The sequence below is a fragment of the Methyloparacoccus murrellii genome, assembly GCF_054657115.1.
This window is the reverse complement of the sequence record NZ_BAAHXD010000030.1, coordinates 1-24,619: the sequence shown is the minus strand read 5'-3', so window position 1 is coordinate 24,619 and position 24,619 is coordinate 1. Positions and strand designations below refer to the sequence as shown.

General features: G+C 69.8%; 26 protein-coding genes. 10 read left to right on the top strand and 16 right to left on the bottom strand.

The features are described 5' to 3' along the window. The first annotated feature begins 36 nt into the window (after window positions 1-36). On the top strand, window positions 37-378 hold the full coding sequence (locus ACYQ1H_RS09845) for a c-type cytochrome (RefSeq protein ID WP_460027877.1): 342 nt from the start codon (window positions 37-39) through the stop codon (window positions 376-378). Between the two features lie 24 nt (window positions 379-402). Here ACYQ1H_RS09845 and nth read toward each other — a convergent pair whose 3' ends face one another. The 9 genes from nth to dksA are packed head-to-tail and all read right to left on the bottom strand — an operon-like array spanning window position 403 to window position 7,439. Next, window positions 403-1,050 carry an endonuclease III gene (nth, locus tag ACYQ1H_RS09840; RefSeq protein WP_460027876.1) on the bottom strand — a complete coding sequence of 216 codons (648 nt, stop codon included), beginning with the start codon at window positions 1,048-1,050 and terminating at the stop codon, window positions 403-405. Then, the gene (locus ACYQ1H_RS09835) at window positions 1,047-1,760 is read right to left on the bottom strand and encodes an electron transport complex subunit E (RefSeq protein ID WP_460027875.1); all 714 of its coding nucleotides are present in this window, start codon (window positions 1,758-1,760) and stop codon (window positions 1,047-1,049) included. The genes nth and ACYQ1H_RS09835 overlap by 4 nt, the downstream gene beginning before the upstream one ends. Continuing rightward, entirely contained in the window at window positions 1,757-2,413 is a 657-nt protein-coding gene (gene rsxG, locus ACYQ1H_RS09830) for an electron transport complex subunit RsxG (protein ID WP_460027874.1), read from the bottom strand. The genes ACYQ1H_RS09835 and rsxG overlap by 4 nt, the downstream gene beginning before the upstream one ends. Beyond that, the gene (locus ACYQ1H_RS09825; protein WP_460027873.1) at window positions 2,410-3,420 is read right to left on the bottom strand and encodes an RnfABCDGE type electron transport complex subunit D; all 1,011 of its coding nucleotides are present in this window, start codon (window positions 3,418-3,420) and stop codon (window positions 2,410-2,412) included. The genes rsxG and ACYQ1H_RS09825 overlap by 4 nt, the downstream gene beginning before the upstream one ends. After that, window positions 3,407-4,957: an electron transport complex subunit RsxC gene (gene rsxC, locus ACYQ1H_RS09820; protein ID WP_460027872.1), complete on the bottom strand. Its 1,551-nt coding sequence runs from the start codon at window positions 4,955-4,957 to the stop codon at window positions 3,407-3,409. The genes ACYQ1H_RS09825 and rsxC overlap by 14 nt, the downstream gene beginning before the upstream one ends. Beyond that, on the bottom strand, window positions 4,954-5,481 hold the full coding sequence (gene rsxB, locus ACYQ1H_RS09815; protein WP_460027871.1) for an electron transport complex subunit RsxB: 528 nt from the start codon (window positions 5,479-5,481) through the stop codon (window positions 4,954-4,956). Before rsxB ends, rsxC begins: the two co-directional genes overlap by 4 nt. A 5-nt stretch (window positions 5,482-5,486) precedes the next feature. Further along, on the bottom strand, window positions 5,487-6,068 hold the full coding sequence (rsxA, locus tag ACYQ1H_RS09810; protein WP_460027870.1) for an electron transport complex subunit RsxA: 582 nt from the start codon (window positions 6,066-6,068) through the stop codon (window positions 5,487-5,489). Then, window positions 6,065-6,988 (bottom strand): tRNA glutamyl-Q(34) synthetase GluQRS, encoded by a 924-nt coding sequence (gene gluQRS / locus ACYQ1H_RS09805; protein WP_460027869.1) that lies wholly within the window; start codon window positions 6,986-6,988, stop codon window positions 6,065-6,067. The genes rsxA and gluQRS overlap by 4 nt, the downstream gene beginning before the upstream one ends. 10 nt (window positions 6,989-6,998) lie before the next feature. Further along, complete coding sequence (gene dksA, locus ACYQ1H_RS09800; RefSeq protein ID WP_460027868.1) at window positions 6,999-7,439, bottom strand: RNA polymerase-binding protein DksA; 441 nt, start codon at window positions 7,437-7,439, stop codon at window positions 6,999-7,001. Window positions 7,440-7,500: 61 nt separating this feature from the next. On the opposite strand from dksA, the gene ACYQ1H_RS09795 reads away from it, so the two are divergent. The 3 genes from ACYQ1H_RS09795 (at window position 7,501) to ACYQ1H_RS09785 (ending at window position 9,464) form a co-directional block, all read left to right on the top strand. Continuing rightward, a complete protein-coding gene (locus ACYQ1H_RS09795; protein ID WP_460027867.1) occupies window positions 7,501-8,742 on the top strand; it encodes an aminotransferase class I/II-fold pyridoxal phosphate-dependent enzyme in 1,242 nt (413 codons plus the stop codon). A gap of 84 nt (window positions 8,743-8,826) precedes the next feature. Continuing rightward, window positions 8,827-8,958 (top strand): hypothetical protein, encoded by a 132-nt coding sequence (locus tag ACYQ1H_RS09790; protein ID WP_460027866.1) that lies wholly within the window; start codon window positions 8,827-8,829, stop codon window positions 8,956-8,958. Next, on the top strand, window positions 8,955-9,464 hold the full coding sequence (locus ACYQ1H_RS09785; protein ID WP_460027865.1) for an FKBP-type peptidyl-prolyl cis-trans isomerase: 510 nt from the start codon (window positions 8,955-8,957) through the stop codon (window positions 9,462-9,464). The genes ACYQ1H_RS09790 and ACYQ1H_RS09785 overlap by 4 nt, the downstream gene beginning before the upstream one ends. Before the next feature lie 66 nt (window positions 9,465-9,530). Here ACYQ1H_RS09785 and ACYQ1H_RS09780 read toward each other — a convergent pair whose 3' ends face one another. Genes ACYQ1H_RS09780 through ACYQ1H_RS09770 form a run of 3 tightly spaced genes read right to left on the bottom strand, consistent with a single transcriptional unit; the run spans window position 9,531 to window position 13,329 of the window. Further along, window positions 9,531-9,932 carry a hypothetical protein gene (locus tag ACYQ1H_RS09780; RefSeq protein WP_460027864.1) on the bottom strand — a complete coding sequence of 134 codons (402 nt, stop codon included), beginning with the start codon at window positions 9,930-9,932 and terminating at the stop codon, window positions 9,531-9,533. A gap of 32 nt (window positions 9,933-9,964) precedes the next feature. Further along, window positions 9,965-11,176: a lysophospholipid transporter LplT gene (gene lplT, locus ACYQ1H_RS09775; protein WP_460027863.1), complete on the bottom strand. Its 1,212-nt coding sequence runs from the start codon at window positions 11,174-11,176 to the stop codon at window positions 9,965-9,967. Continuing rightward, complete coding sequence (locus tag ACYQ1H_RS09770; RefSeq protein WP_460027862.1) at window positions 11,173-13,329, bottom strand: AMP-binding protein; 2,157 nt, start codon at window positions 13,327-13,329, stop codon at window positions 11,173-11,175. The genes lplT and ACYQ1H_RS09770 overlap by 4 nt, the downstream gene beginning before the upstream one ends. Window positions 13,330-13,384: 55 nt before the next feature. Here ACYQ1H_RS09770 and ACYQ1H_RS09765 point away from each other — a divergent pair, with 55 nt between their 5' ends. After that, window positions 13,385-14,380, top strand: a complete 996-nt coding sequence (locus tag ACYQ1H_RS09765; RefSeq protein WP_460027861.1) for an alpha/beta hydrolase — start codon at window positions 13,385-13,387, stop codon at window positions 14,378-14,380. Between the two features lie 69 nt (window positions 14,381-14,449). Here ACYQ1H_RS09765 and ACYQ1H_RS09760 read toward each other — a convergent pair whose 3' ends face one another. From ACYQ1H_RS09760 to ACYQ1H_RS09745, 4 genes are all read right to left on the bottom strand, one after another. Then, window positions 14,450-14,644: a hypothetical protein gene (locus ACYQ1H_RS09760; RefSeq protein ID WP_460027860.1), complete on the bottom strand. Its 195-nt coding sequence runs from the start codon at window positions 14,642-14,644 to the stop codon at window positions 14,450-14,452. Between the two features lie 162 nt (window positions 14,645-14,806). Continuing rightward, a complete protein-coding gene (locus tag ACYQ1H_RS09755; RefSeq protein WP_460027859.1) occupies window positions 14,807-15,481 on the bottom strand; it encodes an HvfX family Cu-binding RiPP maturation protein in 675 nt (224 codons plus the stop codon). Window positions 15,482-15,638: 157 nt separating this feature from the next. Then, on the bottom strand, window positions 15,639-16,061 hold the full coding sequence (locus tag ACYQ1H_RS09750) for an RDD family protein (RefSeq protein WP_460027858.1): 423 nt from the start codon (window positions 16,059-16,061) through the stop codon (window positions 15,639-15,641). Between the two features lie 146 nt (window positions 16,062-16,207). Further along, a complete protein-coding gene (locus ACYQ1H_RS09745) occupies window positions 16,208-17,146 on the bottom strand; it encodes a LysR family transcriptional regulator (RefSeq protein WP_460027857.1) in 939 nt (312 codons plus the stop codon). A gap of 173 nt (window positions 17,147-17,319) precedes the next feature. Here ACYQ1H_RS09745 and ACYQ1H_RS09740 point away from each other — a divergent pair, with 173 nt between their 5' ends. From ACYQ1H_RS09740 to ACYQ1H_RS09720, 5 genes are read left to right on the top strand one after another with little or no spacing between them, the layout of a single operon-like run. Then, window positions 17,320-18,918 carry a proton-conducting transporter transmembrane domain-containing protein gene (locus tag ACYQ1H_RS09740; protein WP_460027856.1) on the top strand — a complete coding sequence of 533 codons (1,599 nt, stop codon included), beginning with the start codon at window positions 17,320-17,322 and terminating at the stop codon, window positions 18,916-18,918. Window positions 18,919-18,933: 15 nt separating this feature from the next. Further along, complete coding sequence (locus tag ACYQ1H_RS09735; protein ID WP_460027855.1) at window positions 18,934-21,534, top strand: YbcC family protein; 2,601 nt, start codon at window positions 18,934-18,936, stop codon at window positions 21,532-21,534. 12 nt (window positions 21,535-21,546) lie between these two features. Beyond that, window positions 21,547-22,500, top strand: a complete 954-nt coding sequence (gene cysD / locus ACYQ1H_RS09730; RefSeq protein WP_460027854.1) for a sulfate adenylyltransferase subunit CysD — start codon at window positions 21,547-21,549, stop codon at window positions 22,498-22,500. Then, on the top strand, window positions 22,500-23,873 hold the full coding sequence (locus tag ACYQ1H_RS09725; protein WP_460027853.1) for a sulfate adenylyltransferase subunit 1: 1,374 nt from the start codon (window positions 22,500-22,502) through the stop codon (window positions 23,871-23,873). The genes cysD and ACYQ1H_RS09725 overlap by 1 nt, the downstream gene beginning before the upstream one ends. A 37-nt stretch (window positions 23,874-23,910) precedes the next feature. Continuing rightward, on the top strand, window positions 23,911-24,261 hold the full coding sequence (locus ACYQ1H_RS09720; RefSeq protein ID WP_460027852.1) for a hypothetical protein: 351 nt from the start codon (window positions 23,911-23,913) through the stop codon (window positions 24,259-24,261). Window positions 24,262-24,619: the final 358 nt, after the last annotated feature.

The following is a 24,619-nucleotide window of genomic DNA, read 5'->3' as shown; positions in this document are numbered from 1 at the left end:
GTCCCGCCCCTGCTTCCCGTAACCCTGTCGAAAGCCATGGCTGTCCGCTCACTTGTCCTGCTGTTCGTCTCCCTGCTGGCCGGCTGTTCCGGCGGTTCGCCGGATGCCGGGCATTATCAGCCCGATTACAACCGCGGTCTGACGCTCTACAACGCCCAGTGCGGTTCCTGCCACGAGGACGGCCGGCTCAACGCGCCCTCGATACACGACCAGGAGGAATGGGATCCCGGCACCTTGAGCCGGCCCGGCGTGATGCGCCAGCACCTGGCGATGAACTGGCTGTCCGCGGTGCGTTCCGCCCCGCTGTCCGAGTACGACGAGGCGGACGTGCTGTTCTATCTGCAGCAGGAGCTCGGCAAGGCCGAATCGAGCTACTGAGTGGTGACCGGCCGGCGCCGGCCCTCAGGGCGGGGCGGCGCCGGCGGTCTTGTCGGGATACTCGCACAGATCGCCGATCGGGCAGCTGCCGCAGCGTGGCTTGCGGGCCGTGCAGGTGTAGCGCCCATGCAGGATCAGCAGATGGTGCGCGTCGCGCAGGAACGCCCTGGGGGTGGTGCGCGCCAGCCGCTGCTCGACGGCCAGGACGGTCTTGCCCGGCGCCAGCCGCGTGCGATTGGCGACGCGGAAGATGTGGGTGTCGACGGCGATGGTCGGTTCGCCGAAGGCGGTGTTGAGCATCACGTTGGCCGTCTTGCGGCCCACCCCCGGCAGCGCCTCCAGGGCCTCGCGGGTGCGTGGCACCTCGCCGCCGTGCCGCTCCAGCAGCTGCTGGCAGAGGGCCACGATATGCCGGGCCTTGCTGTTGAACAGACCGATGCTGTTGATGTAGGACTTCAGGCCCTCCTCGCCCAGCGCCAGGATGGCCGCCGGTGTCCTGGCCACCGGGAACAGCCGGCGCGTGGCCTTGTTGACACCCTTGTCGGTGGCCTGCGCCGACAGCACCACCGCGATCAGCAGCTCGAACGGGGTCTCGTATTCCAGCTCGGTGGTCGGCTCCGGAATCACGGCGGCCAGCCGCTCGAAGATCTGCCGGCGTTTGTCCGCGTTCATGGCTGCTCCCGATCAGCGGGGAAAGGCGCCTCGACCAGCCGCACCCGCGCCCGGGGCGTCGTCGCCTGACGAGCGGCGTCGAGGCGATTCTTCAGCGCCAGCATCAGCCCCAGCCCGAAGAAGGCGCCGGGCGGCAGCAGGGCCAGCAGGAAGCCGCCGTAGCCGGATATGACCTCGACGGTCCAGCCGGCGGCCCCGGGGCCGAACAGCTGCTCGGCGCCCGCCAGCAGCCGGCCGGTACCGAGCAGCTCCCGCAGACCGCCCAGCAGCGCGATCACCAGCAGGAAGCCCAGCCCCATGAACAGCCCGTCCAGCAGGGCATGGGTCACCGGCTGTCGCGAGGCGTAGGTTTCGATGCGGGCCAGGATCGCGCAATTGGTGACGATGAGCGGGATGAACAACCCCAGTGTCCGGTGCAGTTCGGGAAAGCCGGCCTGCATGACCAGATCGACGGCGGTGACGATCGCCGCCATCAGCAGCACGAACAGCGGCAGCCGGATCGCCGGCAGGACGCTGCCGCGCAGCGCCGAGACCAGGCCGTTGGACAGCACCAGAGTGGCGGTGGTCGCGAGCCCCAGCGCCAGGCCGTTGATCAGCGTGGTGCTGACGGCCAGCAAGGGGCAGAGTCCCAACAGGGCTACCAGCCCGGGGTTGCGGGACCAGAGACCCTCACGGGCCAGTTCGCGCAGGACGGCGGGGGAGGGTGTCATGGCGGTGTCGCTCCGGTGGCAGGGATGGGGACGGGAAAAATGGCCTCGCGGTCGCGCGCGAATACGGCCAGGGCCTCCCGCAGCGCCCTGACGACGGCCCGCGGAGTGATGGTGGCGCCGGCGAACTGGTCGAAGTCACCGCCGTCGCGGCGTACCGCCCAGCGCCCGGGCGGCGGGTCCTGCAGCGAACGGCCGGCGAAGCGGCCAATCCAGTCCGACTTGCCGATCTCAATGCCGTCGCCGAGGCCGGGCGTCTCCCGGTGCTCCAGCACGCGTGCGCCGGCCAGTCGTCCGTCCGGGCGGATCGCCACCAGCAGGCGGATCGCGCCGCTGTAACCGTCGGGCGCCGTCACCGGCAGGACCGCAGCCACCGGCTCGCCCCGCTGGCGCAGGCGATAGACCGTGACCGGGCCGGTCTGTCCCAGCCGCGCATCCCGGATGAACCCGGTATCGCGCAGCGGATCGTTATCCCAGGTGTCGGTGGGCATCAGGCTTGCCAGCGTGTCGCGCAGCCGGGCTTCGGCATGGGCCGCGATGCGGTCGGCGGTCAGCGCCTGCAAAAGCCACAGCGCCCCCATCGCCAGCAGTCCCAGGCCGCCCAGTTGCCAGGCCGGCTGCCGGGTTATCCGCTCGATCAGCCAGGCGCGGTTCACCGGTCGTGCCCGTAGACCCGTGGGCGGGTCCAGTGGTCCAGCGTCGGTGCCGCGAAATTCATCAGCAGCACGGCGAAGGCGATGCCGTCGGGATAGCCGCCGAAGGTCCGGATGACGTATGCCAGCAGCCCGATGCCGGCCCCATGCAGCAGTCGCCCGCGCGGTGTCGCAGGCGCGCTGACCGGGTCGGTGGCGATGAAGAAGGCGGCCAGCAGCGTACCGCCGCCCAGCAGGTGGAACAGCGGCGACGGATAGCGGGCGTCATCGGCCAGATAGCTGGCCAGGGCGCAGAGCGCGAGCATGGCCAGCATGGCGGCCGGCAAGCGACCGTCAAGTATCCGCCGCCGCCACAGCCACAGGCCGCCGGCCAGGTAGGCGAGATTGCTCCAGGCCCAGGGCATCAGGCCGGCCAGGCTGTCGTCGCGCCGGGGCAGCGCGCCACGGCTGAGTTCGGTGCGCAGGACATCCAGCGGCGTCGCCCGCGCCAGCGCGTCCAGCTTCTCGCCGCCGAACTGGCCGAACACCGCCGCCAGACCCCGATCCATGCCGGCCGCGGATGGCAGCCAGTCCAGCGGCACGGGCCAGCGGGTCATCTCGCGCGGGAAGGCGATCAGCAGCACCGCGTAGCCCAACATGGCCGGATTGAAGGGGTTGCAGCCCAGTCCGCCGTACACCTGCTTGCCGAACAGCACCGCGAACAGGGTGCCGACCACGATGACCCAGGCCGGGGCCAGGCAAGGGATGGCGAGCGCCAGCAGCACGCCTGTCACGCTGACGCTGAGGTCGCCGAGCGCCGGCCGGAGCGGCCGCCCGCGCAGCCGCAGGGCGGCGGCCTCGGCCAGCCAGGCGGTCGCCAGGGCCAGGACGATCTGCACCAGCACGGCGGGACCGAAGAACCCGCACTGCACGGCCAGCCCCGGCACCAGCGCCAGCAGCACGGCGCCCATGACGCCACGCACGCTGCCGGTGCCGGGCGGCGTGGCGATGATGGTTTCAGCGGTTGTCATCGGTGTCCTCCGGGGCTGGCGCGGTTCCGGCACGTTTCTGCCGGGCACGGGCCAGAGCCGCCTGGATGTTCGGCGAGCCGCCCTGTGCCAGCTGCGAACGCCGCCGCTGGGTCGCCTGCTCGCGTTCGGCCTGTTCCCGGGCTTTGCGCGCCAGCCGGGCCTCGTGGCGTTGCCGGGCCTGCTCCGCCCGTGCCCGCGCCAGCCGTTCGGCGTGCAGGGCTGCCTTCCCCCGGCGGAAGTGCGCGACCAGGGGAATATGGCTGGGGCAGACGGCATCGCAGAGGCCGCACTCGATGCAGTCCAGCACGGCGCGCCCGGCATCCGGTCGCTGGCGGCCACCCGACAGGATCCTGAAGAGTTCCTCCGGCAGCAGCCGGGCGGGGCAGACCTCGGTGCAGGCACCGCAGCGGATGCAGGGTTCGGGTGCATGGACCGCCGGCAGTTCGCCCGGTGCGGCGACCAGCACCGCGTTGACCGAGGGACTGACCGGCACGGCATCCGATGCCGCCGGATAGCCGGTCAACGGTCCGCCGATCAGCAGCCGCTCGACCGGCCCGGCCGGCCCGCCGCAGGCCGCGATCAGGTGGGCCAGCGGCGTGCCGAAACGCACCTCCAGGTTCTGTGGCTGGCGAACGCCGCCACCCGCGACCGTGACGATGCGCGAGACCGGGATCTCGCCCAGCACGGCGGCGCGCTGCAGTGCGGCGCAGGTGGCGGCGTTCAGCGACAGGATGCCGAGGTCGGCGGGCCGGCCGGCGGCGGGAATCTCGCGGCCCGTCAGGGTCTGGATCAGCTGGCGTTCGCTGCCGGCCGGGTAGCGTGCCGGCACGACCGCCACCCGCAGCTGCCGGAGTCCCAGCCGGTCCAGGGTTTGTTCGAGGCTGGCCAGCGCCTCGGGCATGTCCGCCTCGACCGCGATCACGGCCAGCTCCACGCCGAAACAGCGCTGCAGCAGCGCCGCGCCGCGCGCCACCGCCTCGGCGCGCTCCCGCAGCAACCGGTCGTCGCAGCTGAGGTAGGGTTCGCACTCGACGCCGTTGACGATCAGGGTGTGCGCTCCTGCCGGATTCGCCGCCAGCTTGGCCGCGGTCGGGAATACCGCCCCGCCATGGCCGGTGATGCCGGCGTCCTGGGCGCGCCGGATCAGCGCCTCCCGCGTGCAGCGCTGCGGGTCCAGCGGCGGCAGGGGCGGGGCCGGCCTGTCCTCGCCGTCGGCGGCGAGGACCAGGCAGGGGCCCTCCGGTGCTTCGCGGAAGGGCTGCGGATGCTGGACGATGGCGACGAGGGTGCCGGAGGTGGCGGCGTGGATCGGCGGGTCCAGAGGATGGCTGCCGCCGGCCAGCCGGTCGCCGCGCCGGACGGTATCGCCGGGGGCGACGCAAGGTTTGGCGAGGTTGCCATCACGCTGGCGCAGCGGGTAGACCAGCCGCCCGGGCAGGCCGGCCGTGCCGATCGGGCGGGCGTTCGCCGGCGCCTTGCGCGGTTGCAAGTGGCAGCCACCCGGGAAACGCCCCGCCAGCGGATGACGCCGGCTCATGGCGACATTCCCCCGTCGCGCCAGGCCGGCGCGGCGCCGAGCGGACGCATCTCGATGCAGTCGACCGGACAGGCCGGCACGCACAGGTCGCAGCCGGTGCATTCGGCGGCGATGACGGTGTGCAGGAACTTCGGCGCACCGACGATGGCGTCCACCGGGCAGGCCGGCAGGCACAGCGCGCAACCGATGCAGCGGGTTTCGTCGATGAAGGCCACCGCCGGCGGCTGTTCCGGCCCGAAGGCCGGGTCCAGCGGTTTCGGTTCGCGGCCCAGCAGCTCGGCCAGCCCGGCGACGCAGCGGTCGCCACCCGGCGGGCACTGGTTGATGTCGGCCTCGCCGCGGGCGATGGCATCGGCGTAGGGCCGGCAGCCGGGATAGCCGCACTGGCCGCACTGGATCTGCGGCAGCAATGCGTTGATGCGTTCGCCCAGCGGATTGTCCACGATCCGCAGCCGCTGTTCCGACCAGCCCAGCAGCAGACCGACCACCGCCAGAAGCAGGCCGAGGGCAAGCACCGCGAGCATCCGCCTCAGCTCCGGACCAGGCCGGCAAAGCCCATGAAGGCGACCGCCACGATGCCGGCCGTGATCAGGCCGATGGCGTTGCCGCGGAACGGCGCCGGCACGTCGGCCGTCTCCAGGCGTTCCCGCAGCCCGGCGAACAGGACCAGCACCAGGGTGAAGCCCAGCGCGGCGCCGAGCCCGTAGCAAAGAGATTCCAGCGCGTCATGGGCGGCCTGCGCGTTCAGCAGGGCCACGCCCAGCACGGCGCAATTGGTGGTGATCAGCGGCAGATAGATGCCCATGGCCTGATGCAGCAGCGGGTGGAAACGTCGCAGCAATTGCTCGGTCAGCTGCACCAGGCCGGCGATGAGGACGATGAAGGCGATGGTTCTGAGATAGCCGGCATCGAGCGGCACCAGCAGGTAGCGGTTCACCGCGTGGCTGAGCACGGCCGCCAGGGTCAGCACGAAGGTCGTCGCCAGCCCCATGCCGAGGGCCGTCTGCCGTCGCCGGGAAACGCCCATGAGCGGGCAGAGCCCGAGAAACTTGGCGACCACCAGGTTGTTGACCAGCAGGGTGCCAAGCAGGATGGTCAGGTAATGCGTCATGGGTCCAGGGCGGTTTCATCGACCACGATCGGTCCGATACCCCGCAGCCGCTCGAGCCGCCAGTTCGCCACCGCCCACGCCAGGATCTCGCCGGGCGGGGCGGCCAGCAGCCCGGCGGGCAACGGCTGCCGCAGCCAGGTCAACAGGTGGGCCAGCAGGCGTCCGGGGCGACGGGTCTCGGCCTCCGGCGACAGTCGGCGCTTGCTCAGCTTGCGGCCTTCGGCATCGACCAGCAGCGGCGTGTGCACATAATCGGGCGTCGGCAGGTCGAGCAGCTGTTGCAGGCAGATCTGCCGCGGTGTGGCAGCCAGCAGGTCCTGGCCGCGCAGGATGGTCGTCACGCCTTGTTCGGCGTCGTCGACGACCGTGGCCAGATGGTAGGCAAAGGCGCCGTCACGGCGGAACAGCACGAAATCGCCGACCTCCCGGGCCAGCGACTGGCGCACGCGGCCCTGCACGTGATCCTCGAAGGCATAGCTGGCATCCGGCACCATCAGTCGCAGCGCCTGCGGGCCGGTACCGCCAGCCGCGGGCCGCTGCCGGCAGGTGCCGGGATAGATGCCGGACAGCTCGCGCCGCGAGCAGCGGCAGGCATAGAGCCAGCCCCCGGCCTGCAGCCGTTCCAGTGCCTCCCGGTAGCGTTCCAGGCGCCGGCTCTGGTACAGCGGTGCGCCGTCCCAGTGCAGGCCCAGTGCTTCAAGGCTGGCCAGGATCCGGTCGACCGCGCCGGGACGGGTCCGGTAGGGGTCGAGGTCGTCGATGCGCAGGCGCCACTCGCCGCCCTGCGCGCGGGCATCCAGGTAGCTGGCCAACGCCGTGAGCAGGGAGCCCAGGTGCAGGGGACCGCTGGGCGACGGGGCGAAGCGCCCCCGATAGAGGGAGGTGGGGGAGGGCGGGCCGCAATGCGCGCCTTCCGGCATGTCGGATGGCCTAGCCGAGCTGGCGCTCGCGCAGTTCGTCGAGGGTCTTGCAGTCGATGCACTGCGTGGCGGTCGGACGCGCTTCCAGGCGCCGCAGGCCGATTTCGATGCCGCAGGTCTCGCAGTAGCCGTAGTCGCCCCGCTCCAGGTTCTGCAGCGATTCGTCGATCTTCTTGATCAGCTTGCGTTCGCGGTCGCGGGTGCGCAGCTCCAGGCTGAATTCGGATTCCTGGGTGGCGCGGTCGTTGGGATCGGGGAAGTTGGCCGCGTCGTCCTGCATGTGATGCACGGTGCGGTCGACCTCGCTCATCAGCTCCGCCTTCCAGTTGTTCAGAATCTTGCGGAAGTGCTCGACCTGCGCCTCGTTCATGTACTCTTCGCCTTCCGACAGCTGATAAGGTTCGAAGGTAAACGGCGTTGAAAGAGTCTCAGGTTTGTTGTGGCTGGACATTCAAAACTCCTGCTACCGGTATCCGAAAAAATCCGGCAAGTATAGGCAGAAATTGGTGTCAATGGAAATCAGGGCGCCCGGCCCGGGCCGGGCGATCCGGCCGGTGCGCCGGGGCCATCCGGCGGACGGTGGCGTGATGACGGGCGCGCTGCGCATGGCGGCGATCCGCCCCTTTCACGTCATGGAAATCCTCGCCCGCGCCAGGACGCTGGAGGCGCAGGGACGCGATATCGTCCACATGGAAATCGGCGAGCCGGATTTTCCGACGCCGCCGCGGATCATCGCGGCGGCGGAGCGTGCCTTGCGGGACGGCGATGTCACGTACACCCCGGCCGCCGGCCTGCCGGAACTGCGGCTGGCGATCGCCGGGCACTACCGCGACCGCCATGGTCTCGATCTCGATCCCCGGCGGATTTTCGTGACCCCGGGCGCGTCGGGCGCCCTGCTGCTGGCTCTGGGCATCTTGGTCAACCCCGGCGATGCGGTGGCCCATGCCGATCCCGGCTACCCCTGCTATCCCAATTTCATCCGCCTGTTCGACGCCGTGCCCGAGGCGATCGCCGTGGATGGCGCTGAGGACTTCAACCTGTCCGCCGGGCTGCTGGCGGCGCCCCGGGACCGGCATCTGGCCGGCCTCATCGTGGCGTCGCCGGCCAACCCCACCGGCGCCATCCTCGCGCCGGATGCGCTTCAGGCGCTGGTATCCGCCATGGCGTCCGAGGGCGGTTTCGTGATCGCCGACGAGATCTACCAGGGGCTGGAATACGGTGTCGCGGCCGAGACGGCGCTGCGCTGTTCGGATCAGGTTTTCGTCATCAACAGCTTCTCCAAGTATTTCGGCATGACCGGTTGGCGCCTGGGCTGGGCGGTGGTGCCGCACTGGGCCATCGACGCGGCCGAGCGGCTGGCGCAGAACCTGTTCATCTCCGCGCCCACCCTCTCGCAGCGGGCGGCGCTGGCGGCCTTTGAGCCGGACAACCTGGCCGAGCTGGAGCGTCGCCGGGAGGTGTTCGCCCGGCGGCGCGACCGGCTGCTGCAGGGTCTGGCGGGGCTCGGCCTGCGGATTCCGGTGCGTCCCGACGGCGCTTTCTATGTCTACGCGGATGCCGGCGCACTGACCGCGGATAGCCACGGCTTCGCCCTGCGACTCCTGGAGGCGGCGGGCGTGGCGGTGACGCCGGGGCTGGATTTCGGCCGCCATCGACCCGAGCGCTACCTGCGTTTCTGCTATACGGCGGCGGAGGCGCGCATCCAGACCGGGCTGGACCGGCTCGCCGACTTCATCCGCCGCGGCGTGGCGTGAGCCATGCGTCCGGCGTCCCCGTCAGGCACGGCCTGGCCGGCTGGGGTATGATGCCGGCCCTTTGCGATTTCCCCGTTGCGCCTCATGCCGTCTCGACCGAAACCCGCGCCGCTGAACTGGCGCACGCTGCTGCGCCTGCTGGCTGCCGTGGCGGTGCTGGAGCTGGGCTTCTTCCTGCTGCGTCTGGGCGCCTCGGGCTGGAATCCCCTGCCATGACCCGCATCCCTCAGGAGAACCGCATGACTCGCGCCCATGGAACCTCACTCAAAACCCTTGTCCTGGCCGCGACGCTGGCCGCTCTCGGGCTCGGCGGCTGTGCCCGGCAGTCCGAGAACCTCGAGCAGGTCAGGCAGCAGAGCGCCGCGTTCCTGGCCGAGAATGCCGCCAGGCCCGGGGTCACGACGACCCCCAGCGGACTCCAGTATCAGGTCCTGCGCGAGGGCAGCGGGGCGATGCCGGGCCCGACCGATACCGTGACCGTCAACTATCGGGGCACCCTGATCGACGGCAAGGAATTCGACAGCGGGGAGAACATCCACTTCCCCTTGAACCGGGTCATCCCGGGGTGGACCGAGGGCTTGCAGCTGATGAAGGAGGGCGCCCGCTACCGCTTCTTCATTCCCGCCGATCTGGCCTATGGCGAGCGCGGCGCCGGCGGCATGATTCCGCCGCATGCGGCGCTGGTGTTCGAGGTGGATCTGATCAAGGTCGGCCAGCCCTGAGCCAGGCCCTGCCGCTCCCCCGGGGCGGCGTTGCCGTGGGCCGGCCACGGGAGCCGGCAGGCTCTCTCAGGGGATGAGATCCTCGACGGTCTGCGAGGCCTCCTCGCAGGCCGGCACCGCATCGATCAGGTCGAGCTTCAGCTGCAGGCCGACGTTCTCGCCGGACAGGGTTTCCGACACCAGTTCGTTGAGCGGTTCGCAGACGCGCACCATCTTCTTCTCGGCAGCCTCCAGCCGGGTGATCTCGTCGGTGTCCTCGTCCTTGCGCTCGTCGCCGACCTCGATCAGTTCCCCCATCACCTGGTTGTGAAAGCGGAACACATGCTCGACGTAGCGGGCGAATTCCTCCTGCGTCATCACGATTTCCTCGCCCGAGGGCTTGTGCGTCGTGATGGTCGTGCAGGCCGCCAGGAGGCAGAGGCAGCCTCCGCCGGCGGTGCGCATCATCCTGTAAACCCGGTTCCTCATGGGGGAAATCTTACACGCATGCGGTGCGGGACTCAGCCATCCGTCAACGGTGTTCTCGGCAGGCGCAGCGCGACGATCACGGTTGCCAGCCAGACCAGCCCGCCCAGCACCAGAATGGTCGCCACCGGTCCCGCGCCATGGCCGGCGGCGATCGAGTAGATGCCCATGCCGAGCAGGATGGCGCTGTTCTGGAAGAAGTTCTGCACCGCCACGGCACCGCCGCTGCCCACCCCGCCATGGCCGATTTCCTGGACTGCGGCATTCAGTGGCACCACGAACATGCCGCCGCACAGGCCGATGCAGAACAGGGCCACCTTGGCGGTGAGCACATCGGTGACCAGGGCCAGCAGCACGAACAGGGTGCCCATGGCATAGGCCGCGAAGCGGGTTCTCCGCACCCGGTCGAGCGGGATCAGGCGCGGCACCAGACCGGCGCCGACGACGATGCCGATGGCCATGAAGAAGGTCAGGTCGGCGATGGCGGAGGCCGAGGTGGCGCCCAGCGCCTCCGGCGCCCAGGCGACCAGCACCACCCGCAGGGTGGCGGCGGCGGCCCAGAACAGGCTCAGCGCCAGCAGGATGAACCGCGCCCGCAGGGACCCCAGCAGGGCGCGCATCCAGGCCATGAGGTTGCCCCAGGCCGAGCGTCCGTTGGCCGGGGATGGCACCACCCGGCCGGGCAGCAGGAAGGTGGCCAGCCCGGAAATCAGGTACAGGCCGATGACGGTCGCCAGCGCGAGGCCGGCGGAGCGGTCGGCCAGCCGCGCGCCGCCCACCGTCCCGAACAGGATGGCGGCGATGGTGGCACCCTCCACCCAGCCGTTGGCCCGCACCAGATTCTGCGTCGAGGTCAGTTCCGGGATGATGCCGTATTTCGCCGGCCCGTAGCTAGCGGCGCCGACGCCCACCAGGGCATAGCCCAGCAGGGGATCGATGCCGAAGAAGATGGCCAGGGCGCCCAGGCCCTTGACCAGGTTGGCGAAGAACAGGATGCGCGGCTTCGGGTAGCGGTCCGCCAGGGTGCCGACCCAGGGCGTCAAGGTGACATAGGCCACCAGGAAGGCGCTCTGCAGGGCCGGGATGTACCAGGCGCCGCGGTCCCCGGCCTTGAGGGTCATGGAAATGACGGTGAAGAGGATGGCATTGTCGCCGAAGGCCGAGAGGAACTGCGCGCCGACCAGGGTCAGCAGTCCCCGGTTCAGGGCGGGTTCTTCCCGCGTCCGGGGCTGGCGTAAGGCCGTCATGCGCCCAGCGCCTGCTGGACCAGGCGGTTAAGGGCCGGGTAATTCACCTTGCCGGAGCCCAGCAGCGGCAGTTCCTTCGCGTACAGGATCTCGCGCGGCGCGTACAGTTCGCTGTAGCCCTGTGCCTGTGCGGCGCGCGCGAATTCGGCCCGCTGGGCCTCGCGATGCTGGGTGACCAGCAGGATGCGTTCGCCCTTGCGTTCGTCATCCTGGGCCACCGCGGCATGCAGGCAGCCTGGCCAGAGCCGCGTGGCGATTTCCTCGACGGCGGTCAGGGAGACCATTTCCCCGCCGATCTTGGCGAAACGCTTGACCCGGCCGCAGATGGTGACGAAGCCGTCGGCGTCGATGCGGACGATGTCGCCGGTGTCGTACCAGCCGGGCCCGTAGCGGGAAACGGGGGGCTCCAGCACGCCGGGATTGTTCGGGTGCAGGTATCCCAGCATGACGTTGGGGCCATGGACATGCAGGCGGCTGCCCTCGCCGACCCCGGGCACTTCCTCCAGTTGCCAGTCGATGCCGGGCATGAAGCGGCCGACGGTGCCCTCGCGGTAGAACATCGGCGTGTTGGCGGCGAGGATGGGGGAGGTTTCCGTCGCGCCGTAGCCTTCCAGCACCCGCAGGCCGAACTTGTCCACCCACAGCCGGCGCGTGTCGTCCTGGAGCTTCTCGGCACCGGCGAACACGTAGCGGACGCTGTAGAAGTCGTAGGGATGGGCATGCCTGGCGTAACCGGCCAGGAAGGTGTTGGTGCCGAACAGGATGGTCGCGTTCAGGTCGTAGGCGATCTCGGGAATGATGCGGTAATGCAGGGGCGACGGGTACAGAAAGGTGCGCATGCCATACAGCAGCGGCAGCAGGGTGCCGGCCGTGAGTCCGAAGGCATGGAACATCGGCAGGGCGTTGAGGATGGTGTCCTGCGCGTTCAGGTCCAGCCGTGCGGCCAGCTGTTCGCGGTTGGACAGCAGGTTGCCGTGCGACAGCACCACGCCCTTGGGCGCCCCCTCGGAGCCGGAAGTGAACAGGATGACGGCGGGCTCGCCGGCCTGCTGGCGGTCGCGCTGGCGGTACCACAGCGCGGCCGTGAGGGAGCCCAGCATGGCCCGCAGCTTGTCCGCCCGGGTCACCGAGGCGCCCAGCTCCTCCAGGAACACCACCCGGTGTTCCGCCGCCAGGGCTTCCACCGTGGCCTCCAGCCTGGCATTGACGACGAAGCGGCGCGAGGTGACGAAGGTCTGGATCCGGGCGGTGCGGAAGGCCGAGGCCAGATTGTGCAGGCCGGCGCTGAAGTTCAGCATCGCCGGCACTCGGCCATGCAGTTGCAGGCCCAGCAGCAGGGCGACCGTGGCATTGGTGTTCGGCAGCAGGATGCCCACGGCCTCTCCCGGCTGGGTCATCGGCGCCAGCTTCCGGCCCAGGGCCAGGGTCAGCGCGATCAGCCGGTTGTAGCTCAGGGGCTTGCGCTGCACGTCCTCCAGCAGCCGATGCCCGCCGCCGTGGATGCGGCGCGCATCCAGCAGGGCCGCGAACAGGGTCTGCCGGTGGTTGCCGGTCTCGAACATCATGTCGCTCATGATGTCGGTCAGCATCAGGCCCATGCGCTGGCGGCGGTCGTGGGCATCCGCGCCGCGCGGGTGCATGAGGTCGCGCGGCGGCAGGATGTTCAGCGTGATGGGCGGAAACCAGCGCAGCCGCACCACGCCGTGCAGGCGCGAGAGCGGGGTATATTGGCCGCCGTCGATGCGGATCGGCAGGACCGCCGCGCCGGAGCGCTCGGCCACCACGGCCGCGCCGTCGTAGACTTTCATCAGCGCGCCGGTCACCGTGATGCGGCCCTCGGGGAAGATGACCGCCTTGCGGTCTTCCCGCAGGTAATGGGTCAGCGACTTGATCGACAGGGGTTGCAGCGGGTCCATGGGAAACACCCGGGCGAAGCGCAGCGCCGGGCGTACCCACCATTGGCGGGCGATATCGGTGTTGATGGCGAAGGTGATCTCGTCCGGCAGGAAGGCCCACAGCAGGATGGGATCCAGATAGGAGGTGTGGTTGGCGACGATCAGGACGCGGTCACCGGCCAGCGCATAGTTCTCCATGCCGATGAGTTTGACCCTGAACAGCATCGTCAGCAGCCACCGAACGATTTTTTTCATCATGCCGCGCTTTCCTCCCGCAAGTCGCATAGCTTACCAGCCGGGGCCGGCCGGTAGCGTGGCCGCGGCGAGCGGCGGTTGCTGGCGTCGCCTCGGCGCCGCGCTGTTCGCCCTGCTGCTCGCAGGCTGCGCCGGCGTGCCGGTCCAGCCGCCGCGGGGAGCGGACCAGGCGCGGCTGGCACGCTCGCATTTCGTCACCCCGGACGGGGCCGTGCTGCCGGTGCGCAGCTGGCAGCCCGGCCGCGGGGCGCCGCGCGCCATCGTCATCGCCGTGCATGGCTTCAACGACTACAGCCGCGCCTTCGCGTCGCCCGGACAGTACCTGAGCCAGCGCGGCATCGCCCTGATCGCCTACGACCAGCGCGGTTTCGGCAACGCGCCCGGGCGCGGGCGCTGGGCCGGCGAGGCCGCCTATGCCGGCGATCTGCTGGCCCTGATCCGGCAGGTCCGCCGGCAGCAGCCGGGGGTGCCGGTCTACGTCCTGGGGGAGAGCATGGGCGGGGCCGTCGCCATGGTGGCCCTGACCCGTCCCGATGCACCCGGGGTGGCGGGGCTGATCCTCTCGGCGCCGGCGGTCTGGTCGCGCGAGCACATGCCCTGGTACCAGCGTCTGGTTCTGGCGCTGGCATCCTCCACCCTGCCGGCGCTGGAAGTGACCGGCAGCGGCCTGAACATCCAGGCGTCCGACAACATCGAGATGCTGCGCGGGCTGGGACGCGATCCGCTGGTGATCAAGTCGACCCGCGTCGACGCCCTCGAAGGGCTGGTCGACCTCATGGACAGCGCCCAGGCAAGGGCCGGCCAGCTGCGCGTGCCGGTGCTGGTGCTGTACGGCGCCCGTGACCAGGTCATCCCGGCCGCGCCGCTCGGGGCCGCCCTGGCCAGACTGCCACGGCTGCCCGGCAACCGCAGTGTCGTCTATGCCGGGGGCTATCACCTGCTGCTCCGGGACCTGCGGGCGGACCTGCCGCTGGGCGACATCGCGCGCTGGATTGACCGCGGCGGCCGGCCGGTCGAGCGGATGGCGCTGGCGCCGGAGCGCCTGTCGCCCTGACGCGGGTGACGGGGCTATCAGGCCCCGCGTTCCGCTCGCCCCTCCTTCCCGGGTATCCCGTTCCTGCCGTCAGTCGTCGGTTTCGCCGATCTCGAAATCCACGGTTTCGTCCTGCAACAGCTCGATGGCCAGGCGCAGTTCCTGAACCGCCAGCGCCAGGCGGACGCGGTCCAGCGCTTCGGGGCCCTCCATCAGGCCGGTGATGATCCGCGCGCCGGACAGGGCGTGCTCGCGCGCCTCGTCCAGCAGGTAGTGACTGTTCATGCGTTGCTCCCGTTGAGGATTTGGATAGCCTGGATTCCGGGTGTCAGGGACAGCGGTCCCGGCCCATGGCCAGCAGCTGGTCCGTGGCTGAAAACCCTGTCCCTGTCGCTTCCCCGGCCGTGCGGTCGACGGGATCGCATCAGGTTCCTGCGAGGCGCGCCGTCAACTCCCAAGATAGCGCCGCCGCAGCCAGTCATCCACGCTGACATGGCGGCCGCCGCCCATGAACAGCAGCGCCAGCAGCATCACGAAGTAGGTGGCGGCGAACTCGATGCCGTTGTTGAGGACGACGAAGTCGCCGTTGGCGGTGAGCCAGCTGTAGTCGCCATGCTGCTTCAGCAGCTCCCGCGCCTTGGCCAGCCGCTCGATGGCGCCCTGGGTCCGCTCGCTGGCGAACAGGCCGCTGCCGGTGGCGATGGCCAGCCAGCCGTTTTCCCAGTGCGCGGAAAAGGCCGCCACCAGCATGGTGAACATCAGCGGCAGGCTGGTCCAGCGCACGGCGAAGCCGAACAGCAGGCACAGCGCACCCAGCGTCTCGGTGCTGGCGGCCAGGAACGCCAGCAGTCCCGGCCATGGCAGGCCGAGTCCCCATTCGGCATTGCCGAACCAGGCGACGGTCGGTTCGAAATGGGCGAATTTCCGCGTGCCGGCCATCCAGAACACCGGCGCCAGATACAGCCGCAGCAGCAGGGGCGCGAGGAAGTCCAGCCCCTGCAACCTGTCCATCTGCCGCTGGCAGCGCTGGCCGCGTTCGATCCAGCGCTGCCGCCAGGCGATGCCGGCGGGGGATGCCAGGTAAGCCCGCAGGGACTCCAGCCAGGCGGTCGGTCCGTTCATGAGACCCTCCTCGATAGGCGGTGGATGGCGGCATGCGGGATGGCATGAGGCCGGCCCGGAAGGCCGCGGACGGGGTGCACTCTACGCCGCGGGATGCCGGTTTCGCAAGGAAGCCCTCCGGGACCGGCGGGGTGGGGATGCCGGCGCCGGGGGCGCCTCATGGCCGGTTGCCGGATCGTGGCCTGGCGACCTCCCGGATCACGACCGTACCGGCCAGCTTGTCGTGAAGCCCCTGCTTGCGGCGGTCGAAGGCGATCCACAGATAGCCAAGCCCCACGGGCAACAGGGACAGGAGGTAACCGAAATAGCGGACGATGTCCTGTCGCGTGCCAGGTTCGCCGCCCGTGCGGGCATCCACGATCCGGGCGCGGATGGCCATCTTGCCCAGCGTCGCCTGCTTGCGGCGCCAGAAGACGATCACCGCCACCGCCGGAAAGACCCAGTTGATCAGCACGTCCGCCGGCCCGAGGATCAGCTTCCCGCTGGTCAGCATGGCATCCCCGTAGATGGCGTACATCAGGGGGATGGTCCACAGCGAGAACAGCACCAGGTCGATGAGGGAGGCCCAGAGACGGAGCAAGAATCCGGCATATGCGGTTCCGGGGGGCAGGGGAGGGGGCGGCATGGCTTCCAGGCGGTCATGCGAATCAGGGAAGGCGCGGTGATGCGGCTGGCACAAGGGAGATGTCCGGTCCCGGCGGCGCGAGCCGTCCATGCGGGCCGGCATCATATCCCATCCGCCGCGGCATCTGCCGGTTGCCGGGGATCGGCGGACGGGGCCGGACTCGCGCTCATCACCCGTGCCAGCAGCTCGCGGATGACGGCGTTCGGGAAGCGTCGCCCGGGAACGATGGCGTAGAAGCGTTCGCGCAGGTCGGGAATCCGGCAGCGCTCGACCAGGGCACCGCTGCGCAGTTCGTCGAGCACGACCACCGGCGGCACCAGCGCCAGCTGGCCGGAGTCCCGCGCCAGCAGGCGCAGCATGGCCATGTCGTCGACCTCGGCCACCACCCGGGGCCGGATGCCGGCCTGCTCCAGCAGGAAGTCGAAGGCCGTGCGGATTTCGCTCTCGATGCTGGGCAGCAGCAGCGGTGTCTCCCGCAGATCCTCGGGGAAGCGCAGCGGGGCGGTTGCCGGCGCCGGGCGGCTGACCAGGCTGACCGGCTGCTCCTCGACGAGGTGGCAGTGCCAGTTGGCCTCGGCATCGCGCGGCAGGGGGCGGTTGGACAGCACCAGGTCGATGGTGTGGGTGTGCAGCTGCCGGAGCAGCTCGGGCAGGCTGCCGGAGCGCAGCACCAGCTCGATGTCGGCGCGGTCCAGCAGCGGCCGGACCAGCTCCATCTGGAAGTTGCGCGAGAGGGTCGCCACCGCGCCGATCCGCACCAGCTGCCGCTGGGCCGTCTGGCCCTGCATCAGGCTGATCAGCTCGTCGCCGGTGCGGAAGATGGCGTTGGCGTAGTCCAGCGCGATGCGCCCGGCCTCCGTCAGCAGCAACCGCTTGCCCTCCCGCTCGAACAGTTTCTGTCCCAGCGACGCTTCCAGCTGCCGCAGCTGGATGCTCAGTGCCGACTGGGAGACATGCAGCCGCTCCGCCGCCCGCGTGAGGTGGCCCTCGTTGGCGATCATCCAGAAGTAGCGCAGGTGGTGATAGTTGAGCTGGGCCATGAATTCATTCAATAAATAAAACGTAGATATTCAATACATATATTGGATGAAATATAGGGGCATTGCTAGCATCTTCCCACACCACCACCCAGGGAGATCGCCATGTTCACCGTCAGCCACCGCCAGCGTCCGATCGTCCATCTGTCCACCGGGCTCGCGCCGGAGGTGCGGCCATGAGCCTGCTGCTTGCCCTCCTGACCGCGGGTGGTCCCTTGCTGCTGCTGTCGACCGGGATCATGCCGGACGCCTGGTGCGATCGCCGGCCCGCGACCCTGCGGCGCCTGGTCACCGGCGCGGCGCATGCGGCCCTGCTGAGCAGCATCGCCGCCGTGGCCGGCTTCCTGATCCTGGGGCCGGTCGACCGCTCGCTCGGCGGCATCGAGATCTACCTCGACGCCCTGTCCGCCATCATGCTGTTGCTGGTCGCCGGCATCGGCACGGTGGTCATCCGCTACTCGCGCCGCTATCTGGATGGCGATCCGGGGCAGGGGCGCTTCTTCAGATGGCTGGCCCTGACCATCGGCTCGGTCCTGGTGCTGGTGATCTCGGGCAACCTGATCCAGTTCACGCTGGCCTGGATGGCGACCAGCCTGAGCCTGCACCGGCTGCTGCTGTTCTATCCCGAGCGGGCCGGCGCGCGACAGGCCGCGCACAAGAAATTCGTCATCAGCCGCCTCGGCGATCTGTGCCTGGCTGGTGCCATGCTGCTGATCTACGGCACCTTCGGCAGCCTGCACTTCGGCGAGATCTTCGCCGATGCCGAGCTGCATGCCCGCCATGTGGCGGAAGGGCTGTCGCCCTGGTCCGGCGGCGGGCTGTTCTGGGCCGCCCTGCTGCTGGTGTTCGGCGCGGTGCTGAAATCGGCGCAGCTTCCCTTCCACAGCTGGCTGCCGGAGGTGATGGAGACGCCCACGCCGGTATCCGCCCTGATGCATGCCGGCATCATCAACGCTGGCGGCTTCCTGATCGTGCGCATGAGCCCGGTGATGGTGCTCAGCCCCACCGCCCTGAACCTGCTGGCGACGATCGGCGCGGCGACCGCCCTGTTCGGCGCACTGGCCATGCTGACCCAGACCAGCATCAAGAAATCGCTGGCCTTTTCCACCGTCGGCCAGATGGGGTTCATGATGCTGCAATGCGGCCTGGGCGCCTTTTCCTCGGCGATCCTGCACATCGTCGCCCATGGCCTCTACAAGGCACACGCCTTCCTGTCCAGCGGCAGCATCATCGACATTGCCAAGGCGTCCTGGGTGCCGACCCCGCGCGCCAGCCGCCATCCCGGCGAGCTGCCGCTGGCCTTCGCCGCCGCCCTGGCCATTACCTGGTTCACAGCCACGCTGCTGGACGTGACCCTGGCCGAGGAGCCCGGCATCGTGCTGCTGGGCGCGATCCTGCAGATCGCCCTGACCTACCTGCTCTGGAACAGCCTGGCCGGCCAGATCGGCCTGGCGCAGATTCTGCGGGGGCTGAGCCTGGCCATCCTGGTCGGCGCCAGCTACTTCAGCCTGCAGGTCGCCTTCGCCCACCTGCTGCAAGGCACGGTGACCAGCATCGTCCCGGCGCGCGGCCTGTTCGACTGGCTGCTGCCGGTCGCCGTGCTGGTCGCTTTCATGGGCGTCCTGCTGATGCAGGTGCGCTTCCCCGGCGATGCCGCCGGCCGTCTCTGGCAGGCCGCCTACGTGCATGTCCACAACGGGTTCTACGTCAGCACGCTGGCCAACCGGCTGTTGCAGCGCTTCTGGCCCGCGCCCCGTCACCCGCAATCACCTTGAGCCACAGGAGTCGCCATGTCCGTCGTCACCCCCCTGTTCAAAGTCGCCCATCCCGGCCAGCCCGGCTGGATCCAGCCCACCTGGCAGGCGCATGGCCGTCTGCCTCGGGCCTGGCTGGAACACGCCGTCGGCGAAGCGACGCGCCGTATCGCGCCCCTCTGGCCGCTGCGGCATTTCGTCGCCGTGAACCCCTTCCTGGGGCTGGCCGACCATGATTTCCGTTCGGCCTGCGAGCTGATCGGCCGGGTCGGTCATGGCGACATGCTGATGCCGCCGCGCTTCTACGCCGAGCAGCTTGCCCGGGGCCGGATCACCGACGCCGACCTGGCCCAGGCGCTCGACGGCCTCGATCCGCCGGCCAGTGGTTCGCGCACGCCCGCCACGCTCCGCCTGCATCTCCAGCTCCTGTGCGAGGTGGAAACCGCGGCGCATGCGGGCAGCGGCCAGCGGGTGCTGACGGTGGCCGATTTCCTCGATGCCGGCAGCAGCAGCCGGTGGGCGGATTTCGTCACCGACGACATTTCCAAATGGTGCGCCGCTTGGTTCGACGAGGGCCAGTCGGCCTGGCGCATGCCCTGGCGCAGCCTGCCGCTGTACAACGCCTGGAAGCGTGCCGCCCGCTTCGACCGCAATCCGGAAATCGCCGGCCTGCCGGAATTCCGCAAGCTGGTCGCGGCGCTGCCGGAAACGCCGCTGGAGGCGCTGGCCTTCATGCTGGACGCGCTGGAGCCGGAGGGATCGTGCCTGGTCGATCTCCTGCACCGGCAACTGATGAGCGTGGCCGGCTGGGCCGGCTGGATCCGTCACGGCGAGCGGGAGGCGGCCCTGCGCGGCGAGGCCTGCGACCGGCTGCCCCATCTCCTGGCGATTCGCTTGGCCTACGACTACGCGCTGGCGCAGCGGCTGCTGAGTGCCGACGGCCTGCGCGACTGGCGCCATGCGCTGCTCGGCGACGCCGGCGAGCGGCAACGCGAACGGGAGCGGCTCGAGCTGTTGCATGTCTTGCACCTGGCCTACGAATTGCATGGGCAGGCCGACCTGGTGACGCGGCTCGGGCGCGGCGCGGCCAAGGTGGCCGCGGAGCCGTCGTCGGCGACGCGCAAGGCGGCGCAGGCGGTGTTCTGCATCGACGTGCGTTCGGAGGTGTTCCGCCGCGCGCTGGAGACCACCTCGCCCGAGCTGGAGACCCTGGGCTTCGCCGGCTTCTTCGGCTTCCCGATCGAGTACATCCCCCTGGGCCATCACCGTGGCGCCGCCCAATGCCCGGTGCTGATCGCGCCCCGCCATCGCATCCGCGAGAGCGTGGCGGGCGCCGATGTCACCGAGCTGCGCGGCATCCTGCACCGGCGCTGGCTGCGCAAGCGGCTGAACCGGCTGTGGAAGTCGTTCAAGACCTCGGCGGTCTCGTGTTTTTCCTACGTCGAGATCGCCGGGCTCCTGTTCGGCGTCAAGCTGGTGACCGACAGCCTGGGCCTGACCCGGCCAGTGGCCCGGCCCGGCGAGGCCGGACTCGACCCGCAGGTGGCGCGGCGGATTCGCCCCCTGGTCGCGCGCCAGCGTGGCCGGCTGATGGCGAAGACCCCGGTGGTGGAAACCGGCATCGCGCTCAACGACCGCATCGAGCTGGCCGCCAATGCCTTGCGCGGCATGGGCCTGAACCAGGATTTCGCGCGCCTGGTCCTGCTGTGCGGGCATGGCAGCAGCACGGTCAACAACCCCTATGGCTCCGGGCTCGACTGTGGCGCCTGCGGCGGCCACAGCGGCGAGGCCAATGCCCGGGTCGCGGCCATGGTGCTGAACGATCCCCAGGTGCGCGCCGGCCTGCGTGCTCGCGGGCTGTGCGTTCCGGATGACACCTGGTTCCTTGCCGGGCTGCACGACACGACCCTGGACACGGTCACCCTGTTCGATGCGGACGAATTGCCCGGGCACCTGGCGCGCGACCTGGCGCGCTTGCAGGGCTGGCTGGCCCGGGCCGGCGGGCTGGCGCGACAGGAGCGGGCCGCGAGCCTGGGACTGGCCGGTCTCCGGCCGGATGCGCTGACCAGCGCCGTGGAGACCCGCAGCCATGACTGGTCGGAAGTCCGTCCCGAATGGGGCCTGGCCGGCAACGCCGCCTTCATCGCCGCGCCGCGCGAGCGTACCCGCGGAATTGCGCTGGCGGGCCGGGCCTTCCTGCACGAGTACGACCATCGCCACGATCCCGACGGCGCCATCCTCGGCCTGATCATGACCGCGCCGATGGTGGTGGCGAGCTGGATCAACCTCCAGTACTACGGCTCCACGGTCGACAACCGGCTGTTCGGCAGTGGCAACAAGGTGCTGCACAACGTGGTCGGCGCCTTCGGCGTGCTGGAGGGCAATGGCGGCGACCTGCGGGTCGGCCTGCCCTGGCAGTCGCTGCATGACGGCCACGACTACCGCCATGAGCCCAGACGGCTGACGGTGCTGATCGAGGCACCGGCTGCCGCCATCGAGCGGGTGCTGGAGCAGCACGCCGAGGTCCGGCAACTGGTCGAACATGGCTGGCTGCACCTGCTGCGGATCGCGTCCGAGGATGGCCGCTGCCACCGCTATCGGCGCATCGGTCACTGGCAACCCCTACCCACACCTTGAGAGGAGCACGACATGCAGACTCCCATCGCCCGCCGCCCGCACGGCGATCGTCCCGTGTCGGCCTGGCATCACGCCCTGGATCAGCTCGACCTGCTGGAAGCGGAGGCCATCTTCATCCTGCGCGAGGTGGCGGCCGAGTGCCGCCACCCGGCGCTGCTGTTCTCCGGCGGCAAGGATTCGGCCGTGCTCCTGCACCTGGCCTGGAAGGCCTGGTACCCGGAACGGCTGGGCTGTCCGCTGCTGCACATCGACACCGGCCACAACTACCCGGAGGTCATCGCCTACCGCGACCGCATGGTGCGGCGCTACGGCGCCACCCTGCACGTGCGTGGCGTGGAGGACTCGATCCGCCGCGGCACGGTGCGGCTGTGCGATCCGCTGGAGTCGCGCAACGCGCACCAGTCGGTGACGCTGATGGAAGCCATCGCCGAGTTCGGCTTCGACGCCTGCCTGGGCGGTGCCCGCCGCGACGAGGAAAAGGCCCGCGCCAAGGAACGGGTGTTCAGCGTGCGCGACGAGTTCGGCCAGTGGGAACCCAAGGTGCAGCGGCCGGAGCTGTGGTCGCTCTACAACACCGGCGTCGCACCGGGTGGGCACCTGCGCGTGTTTCCGATTTCCAACTGGACCGAGCTGGATGTCTGGCGCTATCTCCAGCGCGAGCGCATCCCGCTGCCGGAGCTTTACTTCGCCCACTTCCGCGAGGTGGTCCGGCGCGGCGACGTGCTGGCGCCGGTCACCGAACTGACGCCGGCCCGGCCCGGCGAAACCGTGGAGCGGGTCATGTGCCGGTTCCGCACCGTGGGCGACATCTCCTGCACCGCACCGGTGGAGTCCTCGGCCAGCTCGCTGGAGGCGATCATCGCCGAGACCGCCGAATGCCGGATCACCGAACGCGGCGCCACCCGGCTGGACGACCGGGCCGCCGAGGCCGCCATGGAACTGCGCAAGAAAGAGGGGTACTTCTGATGAACGTCGTCGCCATCCATTCCCACGGTTCCGGCCAGCCCGGACACGCGCCCGCCTCCGGGCTGCTGCGGTTCATCACCGCCGGCAGCGTCGATGACGGCAAGAGCACGCTGATCGGTCGCCTGCTGCATGACACCGGCAACGTCGCCAGCGACCAGATCGAGGCCATCCGCGCCAGCTCGGCGCGGCGCGGTTTCGACGGGCTCGATCTCTCGCTGCTGACCGATGGCCTCCAGGCCGAGCGCGAGCAGGGCATCACCATCGATGTCGCCTACCGCTATTTCGCCACCGCGCGGCGCAAGTTCATCATTGGCGACGCGCCGGGTCACGAGCAGTACACCCGCAACATGGTGACGGCGGCCTCGACCGCCGATCTCGCCATCCTCATGGTCGACGCCGGCAAGGGCGTGGTCACCCAGACCCGCCGTCATGCCTACCTGGCGCACCTGCTGGGCATCCGGGAGCTGGTACTGGCGGTCAACAAGATGGACCGGGTGGACTGGAGCCCGTCGGTCTTCAATGACATCGTCGCCGATTTCGCCCGCTTCGCGGCCTGGCTGGGCTGCGAGGCGCCGCTGGCGATTCCGCTGTCGGCGCTGGGCGGCGACAACGTGGTGACGCGCAGCCTGGCGACGCCCTGGTATCGCGGCCCGACCCTGCTCGAATGCCTGCACGAGGCGCCGGCCCGACGCGACGTGACCGATGGACCGCTGCGGTTCCCGGTGCAGCGGGTGGTGCGCGTGATGCTGGGCAATGCGGCCACGACGGCTCCCGGTGGCGAGGCGTCCGACCCGGTGCCGGCGGATTTCCGTGGCTATCAGGGCACGCTGGCGGGGGGCGAACTGCGGGTTGGCGACAGCGTGCGGGTCCTGCCCTCGGGCCGCGTCACCCGGGTCGGCTCGATCCGGCTGGCGGGTCGCGCGCTGGAGCAGGCCACGGCGGACCAGGCGGTGGTCATCGGCCTCGAGGACGAGATCGACCTTTCGCGCGGCGACATGCTGGTCGATCCGGACCGGTCGGCCGAGAGCCGGCGCGAACTGACGGCGGATATCTGCTGGCTGGCCGAGGAGCCCCTGCAACCGGGGCGCAAATACCTGATCAAACACACCACCCGCAACGTGTCCGGCCTGTTCACGGCACTTGAGTACCGCACCGATGTCAATACCCTGGCGCACGAGCCAGGGCCGACGACGGCACACATGAACGACATCCTGCGGGTATGCCTGCGCCTGCAGCAGCCGCTGTTCGTCGACCCCTATGCCGGCAACCGGACCACCGGCAGCTTCATCGTCATCGACCCGGCCACCCGCGCCACGCTGGCGGCCGGCATCGTGGCGGAAGCCGGTGCCGACCGGGCAGGCGGTGAGACCTGACACCCGTACCACCCTGAACAGGAAGGAGGATAGCGACATGCGACACATGACCCACCTGGCGCTGGCCCTGGCGCTCGGCGCCTGCGCCACCGGCAATGTCCCCAAGCCCCACGACTGGGCGCTGGAAGTGCAGACGGCCGAAACCCGCGATGCCCACAACCGGCTGGCCGAGCATTACGAGGATGTGGCCCGCACCATGGATGCCGACGCCACCGAGGAGCGCGCCATGCTGGACAAGTACATTGCCTCGCCACACAAGTACGGCAAGCAGATTCTCGACATCAAGGCCCGTTCCCAGGCCATGATCCACGATTTCGAGCTGGCTGCCGCCGAGAGCCGCAAGATGGCGGCCTATCATCGCCAGCTCGCCAGCAGCGCGACACCGTGACCCGAGGCATGCCGCCGCCGCCTCCAGCCAGGCGGTGAACATCTGCGCGGTATGGCGGGAGAGGTCGAAGGCTTCCTGCAGGGCATGCTTGAGCATCAGCGACAGCCCGCTGGCGGCAACATAGAGCAGCTTGAGGACCAGCAGGAGGATCGCGTCCGGAAACAGGATGAGCATGGCGATGCTCACTAGCAGGGCCATGCGTTTCCGCTCGCTGGGCTGTCTGCCGAGCCTGGGGGCAAGGTTCCGGGGTCTTTCGCCGGTGGGCAAATTCGGCATCGTGCACCTTCCTCGTGGTCGTGGCGGCGCTCCGGCCCCGATGTCCGGGGCCGCGCCGGCGGGCCTGGCCAGATGATGCTAG